Consider the following 11,513-nt stretch of genomic DNA (forward strand, 5'->3'; position numbering starts at 1 on the left):
TTTCTTTATTCGTTACTGAAAATTTCTTTTACTATTTCTTTATCATCAAAATGATATTTAACTCCTTTTATATCCTGATAGTTTTCATGACCCTTACCGGCAATAAGTATCACATCACCTGGGTTAGCCAGCATACAGGCTGTACGTATTGCTTCTCTTCTGTCTGTTATAGCTACTACTTTTTTCATCTCTTCTTTGTTTAGTCCTGCTAGCATATCATTTATTATGTCTTGGGGCTCTTCGAAACGTGGATTGTCTGATGTAATTATAACTTTATCACTTTGTTTTACAGATTCCTGTGCCATTATCGGCCTTTTACCTTTATCTCTGTTTCCGCCGGCACCTACAACTGTAATGACATTCCCTCTACCTTTTAATACGTCGTGTATGGCATTCAGTACATTAACAAGTGCATCTGGTGTATGTGCATAGTCAACTATTGCTGTATAACCTTTAGGTGAGCGTATTGAGTCGAATCTTCCGCTTACTGGACGCAAAGTGCTGAGATGTAGTAATACATCTTCTGACTTTTTACCAAGAAGGCAAGCTGCACCATAAACAGCAAGGAGGTTATAGGCATTGAATCTTCCTATAAACTGTACGTTTACTTCTGTATTGTTGATATCCATTAGCATTCCTTCAAAACCGTCTTCAAGGACTTTTCCTTTAAACTCAGCCATAGTGCGTAGCGAGTATGTGGCAACTTTTGCTTTTGTATTTTGTACCATAATTAACCCGTTTTTGTCATCGGTATTGGTCAGTGCAAAAGCTGTCTTTGGCAGTCCGTCGAAGAATGCCTTTTTCGCTTTCAGATAGTTCTCCACAGTTTTGTGGTAGTCCAAATGGTCTCTTGTAAGATTGGTGAATATACCACCGGCGAATTTGAGTCCTCCTATTCTTTTTTGGGCTACAGAGTGTGAGCTGACTTCCATGAAAGCATATTTACATCCTTCATCTGCCATTCTGCCAAGTAACTTGTTAAGTGTTATAGGATCTGGCGTAGTATGTTCAGTAGGAATTGCTTCATCGTCAATGTAGTTACATACTGTTGATATAAGTCCTACTTTATAACCAAAGGCTCTAAACATATTATATAATAATGTGGCAATAGTAGTTTTACCATTAGTACCGGTCACTCCAACCAAATCCAGTTTGTCTGTCGGATTTCCGTAAAAATTGGTTGCTATTTTTCCAACAGCCTCTTCTGTATCGTTTACAGTAATGTAAGTAACATTACCTACGGTTGTTTCCGGTAGTTTTTCGCAAATGATAGCTATAGCTCCAAGTTCAACAGCTTTTCCTATATAATTGTGTCCGTCAGCTTGAGTCCCTTTTATAGCTATGAAAGCGTTTCCTTCTTTTATATTTCTGGAATCAATCTCTATTCCGTTGATTTCTATTTCCTCACTGCCTGTTGTTTCATACTTACCGACAGATTTTAGTAATTCTTTTAGAAGCATGGATTTTGTATTTTAAAGTTCTCTAATGTTTTAATGTTAATGTTATCGTTTGGCCTTTTTGTACTGTACTTCCAGGAATAATACTTTGTGAGACCACTCTTCCCATTCCGTTCAGTCTTACTCTTAATCCTTTTTCTTCAAGTAGGAATACGGCATCTTTAGCTCCCATACCTCTGACGTTTGGAACAAGTTTGTCATTTATGTTCAGTTCTGTAAGTCTGACATTGTTGGTCTCTCCTGCAGCTTTACACCATAGTGTGTTATTACTTGGTTCGTTGAAGTTGATATCTAGTTCACCAAGAATATATTTGGTTTCACTGACATTACCGTTTTTTGTATCAGGGATCATTACAGATGTAGAATCTTTTGCTTGTGCAAGATCAAAGAACAGATGCTTGGCATATACTCTTTCTGCAATTCTGCTGAAGACACTACCTGCCTGTACACCACCTGAAGGACTTGCTTTGGGCGCTTGAATGGCAACATAGCAACTGTACATAGGATTTTCAGACGGAAAGTATCCGCAGAAACTAACCAAATGCTTTGTTCCTCCACTTTTATATCCTGATTTACCTTGTGAAATCTGTGCAGTACCAGTTTTTCCAGAAACACTGAATAGTTTACTGCCTGCCGGTTTTGCAAGACCGTTAGCTACTACACTTTTAAGTATCATTCTAATTTGTTCCAAAGTCTTCTCTGAACATATTTCTTCATTTATAACTTCTGTTGGAAAATCTTTTATAATATTACCATCCTTTGTAATTGCTTTTACGAACTTAGGCTTTATCATTTTGCCGTTGTTTGCTATAGCATTGTAGAAGTTAAGTATATATATAGGAGGTATCTGAGTTTCGTAACCTATACTCATCCATGGTAGAGTGGTTTTTGCAAAATATCTTTCTTTAGGTCCAAGTATTCTAGGACTGGCTTCTCCTGTGAATCCTAAGTTCAATGGAGTGTCAATACTCATCCTTTTTATACCGTCGATGAATTTTTGTGGGTTGTCGCCATAGAATTTGTCTATTATTCTTGAAACACCTATGTTGGATGATACTTCAAGTATTTTTGTTACATTTATAACTCCGTAACCACCTTTATACCAGTTCCAGTCTCTCATCTTACTGCCATGCATATTAACAATACCTTGCTCTGTGTCAACTTCATAATCAGGTGTGATATATCCATCTTCCATTGCCACCATTATGGATGCAGTTTTGAAAGTTGATCCCGGTTCCATAAGGTTACTTACGGCTAGATTTCTCATTTCATAATATTTTCCATCTCCAGCTCTTGTCATATTTACATTGGCCTTAACCTCTCCGGTTTTTACTTCCATTACTATGGCTACTCCGGCTTCTGCTTGAAGATTAGTTAATTGATCTACAAGGGCTTTTTCCGCTATATCCTGCATGTCGACATCTATCGTTGTTATAAGGTCACATCCGTCAACAGGTTCTTTGTCTGTTATGTTCAGATACATATTACGTACTTTCTGTCTGTGAGTGATACCCACTTCACCTTTCAGATATTTGTCATACGTTAGCTCAAGTCCGTTCTTGGCACCTAATGCGGTGTCAGGATATAAGTCACCTAAAGTTCTCATCGCTAGTGAACCAAAAGGCTTTTTGCGTTGGTTATATGCCAGTTCATGAAGTCCGCTGGTGTATCTGTTGAGCGAAAATAACGGGAGTTTCTTTACTTCTTTATATTCAATATATGAAATTCTGTTTGGGTAGAGAAGATAGTTTCTGCTTCCCATTTTTCTACCTCTTAGGATTGTTTTTCTGAACTCGGCAGCACTTTTGTCTGGAAATATTCTATGAAGCCCTTCGCATATTTCTTGCAAATGATTCATTAGCATAGTGTCTTTTTTTACTCCTCCAGCCTTGAAGTCCATATATATTCTGAATTCCGGCAGACTGCTGGCCATTAGTTTTCCATCGGCAGAGATAATATTGCCTCTTGTTGGAAAGACAATGACATTCTCACGTACAAATCTGTCTGCAACGTCTTTCCAATATTGTCTTTCCGCAAACATGATAATACCGGCCTTAACAATTACTGCAATGGCTAGTAGGGCCATTATCAGAACAAAAAAAGTATATCTTAGAGTTATGTTCTTGTGTCCCGGTATCATTAATAATCCTCCTTTATCAAATATGGTGGTTTGGCAGAAGTCTCCAGTGGAGTCCCTTTTTCTGAAATATATGTTTCTATTCTTGACTGTCTGCTTTTTTCTGTCAGTTCAGACGAAATAGTCAGGGCATCGTATTTTATGTCTGTCAGTTCTTTTTTCAATTTATCTATCTCAATCATTTCTCTTTGACTTGAATATCTGTTGTCTATGTAAACAATGGTGAGTACTACAATCAGGCATAACAGATTTATCTGTCTTTTAAAGAATTCATGGGCCAGAATGTCACCTCCAAGAATATTCCTCCATGTAATGCTGGAATTCTTTTGTCCGTTGTTTGAATAATCTTTGTTACCCATATCTTTATAATTTATTTATTTTTTCTCTGCAATCCTCAGTTTTGCGCTTCTAGACCTTGGATTGGTTTCTATTTCAACGTCAGTTGGAACAATTACTTTATTATTGATAATTCTGAATGGCGTTTTAATATTTCCAAAGAAATCCTGCTCAGCTTTACCTTCGATATTTCCTGTTTTCATAATGTTTTTAACCATTCTGTCTTCCAGTGAATGATACGTAATAACAGAAAGTCTTCCTCCAGGTTTTAGAACTTCCGAAGCTGCCATTAACATTTCTTTTAAAGCTTCCATTTCCTGATTAACTTCTATCCGTAAAGCTTGAAAAACTTTTGCTAATTCTTTTTTTTCTCTTTCTCTTCCATAAAGAGGCTTTATAACATCCAGAAAATCTCCAATTGTGTCGAATTGTTTTACTGCTCTTCTTTTGACCAGAGTAGAGGCTAATTTTCTGCTGTTTTTTAACTCTCCGTATAAATAAAAAATATCTGCCAACTTTTCTTCGTCGTAATTATTAACTATGTCGGCAGCAGTCATACCAGCCCTTTTATTCATTCTCATATCCAGCTTTCCTTCGAAACGGAATGAAAATCCTCGTTCAGAGTCATCAAAATGATGTGAAGATACTCCTAAATCAGCCAAAATACCATCTACTTCAGTAACTCCGTAATATCTCAAAAAGTTCTTCAGATACCTGAAGTTACTTCTTACAAATGTAAATCTGCTGTCATTGACGATGTTTCTTTCGGCATCCTCATCCTGGTCGAAGCTATATAGCTTACAGGTCTTGTCCATTCGTCTTAGAATTTCTTTTGAATGTCCACCACCGCCAAAGGTGACATCAACATAAATACCTTCTTTTTTTAGGTTTAGTCCGTTTATGCTTTCGTCAAGTAATACCGGTATGTGGTAAGTATGTTTTGCATCGTCCATATATATTGTTTTTTTATCTTTATACCTTATTATCCAAATTAGCCGTAAAATTATAAATTTCCTTACAAAACTAATGTATGAAAGAGTGAAAATCTTTCCAAAAGTTATCAACAGGTATACGCCCTCGTATTGATAAGTGTTTATAGTGTAAAACAAATGCAAAAAAGCTGTCCTTAAATGCTTTGTTATATATTTTTTTTGCATGCTATTGTGTAATTTTTGCCCTAAAATGTAACTTTTTGCAAAAGATACACTATTTTTGCGCTGAATAACCCGAAAAAATAAGAAGACTTATGTCAGACAATTCTGTATTTCTGATTGATATTGATAAAATACTGAAGGAAAAGGCAGGTAAAAAAGCTCGCCGTATCCCCCGTTTTGTAGTATCATATTTAAAACGTATAGTTCATCAGGAAGAGATAAATAGTTTTTTATCAAGTGTTTCCGATAAAACAGGCGTTGATTTTCTGGAGGCTTGTATGAAATATCTTGATATAAAATTAGAAGTAGAAGGGCTTGAAAATCTACCCGAAACAGGATTGTTTACATTCGTTTCAAATCATCCCTTAGGAGGTCAGGACGGAATCGCATTAGGATATGTGTTGGGGAAACATTATAATGGGAGAATCAAATATCTTGTAAACGATTTGCTGATGAATCTTCATGGTTTGGCGCCTTTATGTATACCGATTAATAAAACAGGCTCTCAGTCGAGAGACTTTCCGCGTATGGTTGAGGCGGGTTTTCGTTCTAACGAACATATTATAATGTTTCCGGCGGGTTTGTGTTCTAGAAGAAATAAAGGTGTTATTAAGGACCTTGAATGGAAAAAAACTTTCATATCTAAGAGTATTGAGTCTCAGCGTGACGTTGTTCCTATTCATTTTGAAGGACGTAATTCTGATTTCTTTTATAATTTGGCAAACTTGTGTAAATTCTTAGGGATAAAGTTTAATATAGCCATGCTTTATTTGGCTGATGAAATGTATAAGAACAGGCATAAAACATTCAAAATAACAATAGGAAAGCCAATACCATGGCAGACTTTTGATAAAACGCGTTCGCATACAGAATGGGCAGAATATGTTCGCGATTTGATATATAAATTATAGCATTGCAGAGAAAACAACAAGAATATAGAGGATATATGGAAGATATTATTACACCGATTGATAAAGAAATATTAAAATCGGAATTAACAGAAGAAAAACGATTAAGATTTACAAATAAGAGTAACAATGAGATATATATTGTTACTTGGAAAGATTCTCCTAATGTATTAAGGGAAATTGGCCGTTTGCGTGAAATTGCCTTCCGTGAGGCTGGTGGAGGTACAGGTAAATCTCTTGATCTTGATGAATATGATTTAATGGAAAATCCATATAAGCAGCTTGTGGTATGGAATCCTGATGCAGAAGAAATACTTGGAGGCTACCGTTATTTGTTTGGTGACGAAGTTGAATTTGACAAACATGGTAAACCTGTATTGGCTACTGCTCATATGTTTAATTTCTCCGAGAAATTTTTGAAGGAGTATTTGCCGTATACCGTTGAACTTGGACGTTCTTTCGTTACTTTGGAATATCAGTCAAGTCGTGCAGGATCTAAAGGGCTTTTTGCTTTAGACAATCTTTGGGATGGTCTTGGAGCTCTTACCGTCATTAATCCTAAAATGAAATATTATTTCGGTAAAATGACAATGTATCCTAGTTATAACCGTTACGGACGCGATATGATTCTTTATTTTCTTAATAAGCACTTCAGTGATCCTGATGCTTTGATTACACCAGTACAGCCTCTTGAAATTGAAACAGACGTAAAACAACTTGAGAGCCTTTTCTGTTGTGATACTTTCAAAGAAGATTATAAGATTTTAAATACTGAAGTTCGTAAATTAGGATATAACATACCTCCTTTAGTTAATGCATATATGAGTCTTTCTCCAACAATGCGTATGTTCGGTACTGCCATCAACTATGGCTTTGGTGATGTTGAAGAAACAGGCATACTTATAGCAGTGGATGAAATCTTGGAGGAAAAACGTGTACGTCATATAGAATCATATATTAAGGAGCACCCGGAAGCTTTAAATATAACCTCAGGCGCAAATTTGGTGGTCAGTTAAAATCATGAATTGGCAACAACTAATTTCAAATAAAAGATTTGGTCTTGAACATCTTCATACACTTGGGAAAGATGATAGAACGGAATTTCAACGTGATTACGATCGCCTGATATTTTCGGCTCCTTTTCGACGTCTTCAGAATAAAACTCAGGTGTTCCCTTTGCCTGGGAGCATCTTTGTTCATAATCGTCTTACACACAGTTTGGAGGTATCGTGTGTAGGACGCTCTTTAGGAAATGAGGTCTCGCAAAAACTTATTAAGAAGCACCCGGAACTGACTGATACTCATGTCTGCGAGATTGGGTCTATCGTGTCTGCTGCATGTCTGGCCCACGATTTGGGAAATCCACCTTTTGGACATTCTGGTGAGAAAGCTATAGGTACATATTTCTCAGAGGGGAAGGGCCAAATTCTTAAGGATATGCTATCCTCTGAAGAATGGAATGATATTATTCATTTTGAGGGAAATGCCAATGCCTTCCGCTTGCTTACTCATCAGTTCAAAGGACGTCGTCAGGGAGGTTTTGTTATGACATATTCCACTTTGGCTTCAATTGTTAAATATCCATATTCTTCTATACTGGCTGGAAACAAGCAAAAGTTTGGTTTTTTTATAACAGAAGTGGAGTCTTTCAGAAAAATTGCAGATGAACTTGGTATTATAAGATTAAGTAATGAAGGAGAACCTGTCAGGTATGCCCGCTATCCATTGGTTTATCTTGTTGAAGCTGCTGACGATATATGCTATCAAATGATGGACATAGAAGATGCTCACAAACTTAAAATATTATCTACCGAAGAGACAAAACAGTTGTATAGGGGATTCCTTTCCCCGGAAAGATTACAACGTACCGATATGATATGTTCTATGGTTACTGATACTAATGAACAGATAGCCTACCTTCGGAGCACTGCTATTGGTATCCTTATAAAAGAATGCACACGTGTCTTTATTGAGAACGAGGAAAGTATACTTGCCGGTACGTTTTCAGGGCCACTTATTAATCACCTTGATGAACATGTCAGGAAAGCTTACGAGACATGCTCGCAAACGGCATTTAATCGTATATATTGCTCTAAGGATGTTGTTGATATAGAATTGGCAGGTTATCAGGTTATATCTACCCTTACTGATTTAATGATAGAAGCAGTGTGTTATCCGGACAAAGCATATTCCAAACTGTTGATCAATAGAGTTTCTACCCAATATGATATATCTGCTCCAACACTTTATGGAAGGATTATTGCTGTTCTTGATTATATATCCGGTATGACAGATGTCTATGCGCTTGATTTGTATAGAAAAATTAATGGTAATAGCCTACCGGCTGTTTGATTTTGATAAATAAAATATTTCTATTTACTTTGTGTCCGTAAAAATATTATATCTATATGAAGATTAGAATCATCAATAAATCAAAACATCCGTTGCCACAGTATGCAACTCCTCTTTCGGCTGGTCTTGACCTTCGTGCCAATATCGATTCTTCTATCACTCTTCTGCCGCTTCAGCGTTGTCTGGTTCCTACAGGCCTATTTATGGCTTTGCCTGCCGGATATGAAGCACAAGTACGTCCGCGTAGTGGTCTTGCTATAAAGAAAGGAATAACAGTATTGAACAGTCCTGGTACTATAGATGCAGATTATAGAGGGGAGATATGTGTTATTATGGTTAATCTGTCGCAGGAACCTTTCATTATAGAGGATGGAGAACGTATTGCCCAAATGGTGATTGCGCGTCACGAACAAGCTGAATGGGAAGAGACTTTGGTTCTGGATGATACTGAACGTGGTGAAGGCGGTTTTGGGCATAGTGGAAGGAAGTGACTTCCGGTTATTAATTGTTTGTTCTTAATTATAAATTCAAAAAATGCCATATTTACTCTTAATAATTGTCTTGTTGTTTTCTTCGTGTGGAACATTAAAAAATAAGTTGTCAGTAAAGGAAAAAGATTCGATTGAACTTAAGGATCCATTGACATACGAACAGCGCCGCAAGTTTGATTACTATTTTCTAGAAGCAGTGCGTATGAAGCAGAAGGGTGAGTATGATGCAGCCTTTCAGCTATACAGTCATTGTCTGGATATCTATCCAGGTGCTGCCGCTGTTCTGTATGAGATATCACAATTCTATATGTTCCTTGGTCAGGAATCAAAAGGAGAAGAAGCCCTGAAACAGGCTGTACGCTCGGACGACAGTAATTTCTGGTATAAACAGACGCTTGCATCTTATTATCAATCCAAGCAGAATTGGATAAAGGCTATTTCCGTTTACGAAGACATGGCTCAGATATTTCCTGCACGTTTAGAACCGTTGCTTTCACTTGCCGATCTTTATAATCGGACGAAAAGTTATGACAGTCTGGTAGCGACTCTCAATCGTATAGAAGAACTAGATGGTAAATCTGAACAAATAAGTATGGAGAAGTTCCGTGCCTATTTGCAGCTTGACGATATGAATAAGGCTTTCAGTGAGATTCAGTCGCTTGTAGATGAATATCCGTATGACATGCGTTACAAAACTGTTCTTGGCGATGTATATCTTAGCAATGGCCGTAATGATGAAGCTTTGAAAGTATATAGAGATATTTTGAATGAAGAACCTGACTATGCTCCTGCAATGGTTTCACTGGCTTCTTATTATCAGAAAACCGGTCAGGATAGCTTGTACGCTGTGCAACTCGATTCAATACTTGTTAATGATAATGTGGATACTAAATTGAAACTGGAATTCATGCGCCAGTTGATAATGAAATCGGAACAGACGGACAGAGACAGTACGAAAATTATTCGTTTGTTTGAAACTATTATGACCAAGAAACAGCCTAATGCTGATATTCCGATGCTTTATGCCCAGTATCTTATAACTAAGAAAATGGAAAAGGAGTCTGTTCCTGTACTTAACAAAGTGTTGAGTCTGGATCCTGAGAACAAGCCTGCCAGACTTCAGCTTTTGAGTTATGCTATAAGTGACAACAATCTGGACGAGGTTATACGTGTGGCGACTCCCGCTATGGTATATAATCCTGAAGCTATGGAGTTTTATTATTATCTTGGTTTGGCACACTATCAGAAGGAAGAAACAGACAAAGCTCTTGAAGTATTCAATAAAGGAGTACAGCAGATAAACGAGAAGAGTGATAAGAATATTGCTTCTGATTTTTATTCTATTCTTGGAGATTTATACCATTCGCGTGATATGAAAGCCGAGGCGTATGCGGCATACGATTCGTCGTTGGTCTACAATCCTAAAAATATTAATACGCTTAATAATTATGCTTATTATCTGTCTGTGGAACGTGTAAATCTTGACAAGGCCGAGGAGATGAGCTTTATCACCGTGAAGGCGGAACCGGAAAATTCTACTTATCTTGACACGTATGCATGGATTCTGTTTGAGAAGGGAAGATATACGGAGGCGCGTATATACATTGAGCAGGCAATGAAGAACGGTGGTGAGAGCAGTCAGGTTATAGTAGAACATTGTGGTGATATTTATTTTAAGTTAGGAGAGAAGGAGAAGGCTGTTGAATACTGGAAGAAAGCAATCAAAATAGACGATTCGCAGGAAGAGGGTGTAACTCCACGTCCGGAAAAAGAGATAAAACGACTTAAACAGAAAATAGCTTTACGTAAATATATTGAATAATAGTGTGTTATGAAACAAATCAGCTATATAGTTTTGTTTGTATTTCTTCTTGCTTCATGCACCGCTTCCAGAAATACGTTGCGTAACACTATGATAGGTGGGCTTTCCGGAACGGAATATATGGAAAAGGTAATAGAGTGGACTCCGTTGCGAAAGAATCTTACGGCCCGTGCCCGTATAGAGCTTAATACGGGAATTTCTTCATCTATGAGCGTAAATGCCAATATGCGTATACGTCGTGGTGAGATAGTACGTATCAGTGTGGCTCCTTTTTTGGGTATTGAAGTGGCACGTATTGATATCACTCCTGAAAGAATTTTGGCTATTGATCGTATGAATAAACGTTATGTTGAGCTTGATTTTGTCGAACTAGGCAATTTGCTTGATACACAGCTTGACTTTAATATTCTTCAGTCTTTGATTTTGAATGAGATATTTATACCCGGAAGGGATAGATTGTCTGTAGAAGATGCCGGAAAGTTCACACTTACTTCTAGAGGAGGACAGGCAGAACTGCAGGTTAAAGGCAGTAGACAAATAGGCTATAGTTTTTATACTTCAGCAACTGACGGCCGTTTGGAGGAAACCGTGATTTCTTTGAAGAATCTGCCATTTTCTCTTCATTGTCATTATAACGATTTTACCATGCTCGGTAATGATGTTTTCCCACAATTGATAGAGATGAGCTCCGTTGGTACTTCGAAGAATTATACATTAGGGATGAGGTTGTCCAGAATAGGAACTGACTCTGATTGGGATGCAAAGTCTGAAGTGCCGTCTAAATATAAGAGGATATCTGTACAGGAACTGGTTAAGTTAATAATTAAAAATTAATAATTTATAATGAAGAACTTTG

10 protein-coding genes are annotated in these 11,513 nt (G+C 37.2%); 6 read left to right on the top strand and 4 right to left on the bottom strand.

All coding sequences use genetic code 11. The annotated features are described in order from the left end of the window. Positions 1–5: 5 nt before the first annotated feature. Genes Q0486_RS13635 through rsmH form a run of 4 tightly spaced genes read right to left on the bottom strand, consistent with a single transcriptional unit; the run spans position 6 to position 4,883 of the window. Positions 6–1,460: a UDP-N-acetylmuramoyl-L-alanyl-D-glutamate--2,6-diaminopimelate ligase gene (locus tag Q0486_RS13635; RefSeq protein ID WP_299234442.1), complete on the bottom strand. Its 1,455-nt coding sequence runs from the start codon at positions 1,458–1,460 to the stop codon at positions 6–8. 22 nt (positions 1,461–1,482) lie between these two features. Next, the gene (locus Q0486_RS13640; protein WP_299234444.1) at positions 1,483–3,597 is read right to left on the bottom strand and encodes a penicillin-binding protein; all 2,115 of its coding nucleotides are present in this window, start codon (positions 3,595–3,597) and stop codon (positions 1,483–1,485) included. After that, on the bottom strand, positions 3,597–3,953 hold the full coding sequence (locus Q0486_RS13645) for an FtsL-like putative cell division protein (RefSeq protein WP_299234446.1): 357 nt from the start codon (positions 3,951–3,953) through the stop codon (positions 3,597–3,599). Before Q0486_RS13645 ends, Q0486_RS13640 begins: the two co-directional genes overlap by 1 nt. Positions 3,954–3,968: 15 nt before the next feature. After that, a complete protein-coding gene (gene rsmH, locus Q0486_RS13650; protein WP_299234449.1) occupies positions 3,969–4,883 on the bottom strand; it encodes a 16S rRNA (cytosine(1402)-N(4))-methyltransferase RsmH in 915 nt (304 codons plus the stop codon). A 293-nt stretch (positions 4,884–5,176) separates the two neighbouring features. Here rsmH and Q0486_RS13655 point away from each other — a divergent pair, with 293 nt between their 5' ends. The 6 genes from Q0486_RS13655 to Q0486_RS13680 are packed head-to-tail and all read left to right on the top strand — an operon-like array spanning position 5,177 to position 11,491. Beyond that, positions 5,177–5,995 (top strand): 1-acyl-sn-glycerol-3-phosphate acyltransferase, encoded by an 819-nt coding sequence (locus Q0486_RS13655; RefSeq protein ID WP_299234452.1) that lies wholly within the window; start codon positions 5,177–5,179, stop codon positions 5,993–5,995. A 35-nt stretch (positions 5,996–6,030) separates the two neighbouring features. Continuing rightward, positions 6,031–7,008 (top strand): GNAT family N-acetyltransferase, encoded by a 978-nt coding sequence (locus tag Q0486_RS13660; protein ID WP_299234455.1) that lies wholly within the window; start codon positions 6,031–6,033, stop codon positions 7,006–7,008. Positions 7,009–7,012: 4 nt separating this feature from the next. Then, positions 7,013–8,344 (top strand): deoxyguanosinetriphosphate triphosphohydrolase, encoded by a 1,332-nt coding sequence (locus tag Q0486_RS13665; RefSeq protein WP_299234458.1) that lies wholly within the window; start codon positions 7,013–7,015, stop codon positions 8,342–8,344. A 56-nt stretch (positions 8,345–8,400) separates the two neighbouring features. Further along, on the top strand, positions 8,401–8,835 hold the full coding sequence (gene dut, locus Q0486_RS13670; protein ID WP_299234461.1) for a dUTP diphosphatase: 435 nt from the start codon (positions 8,401–8,403) through the stop codon (positions 8,833–8,835). Positions 8,836–8,878: 43 nt separating this feature from the next. After that, positions 8,879–10,657, top strand: a complete 1,779-nt coding sequence (locus tag Q0486_RS13675; RefSeq protein WP_299234464.1) for a tetratricopeptide repeat protein — start codon at positions 8,879–8,881, stop codon at positions 10,655–10,657. Between the two features lie 9 nt (positions 10,658–10,666). Then, positions 10,667–11,491, top strand: a complete 825-nt coding sequence (locus Q0486_RS13680) for a DUF4292 domain-containing protein (RefSeq protein ID WP_299234467.1) — start codon at positions 10,667–10,669, stop codon at positions 11,489–11,491. Positions 11,492–11,513: the final 22 nt, after the last annotated feature.

Origin of the sequence: uncultured Bacteroides sp. (assembly GCF_937912035.1) — a bacterium.
Taxonomy (GTDB): domain Bacteria; phylum Bacteroidota; class Bacteroidia; order Bacteroidales; family Bacteroidaceae; genus Phocaeicola.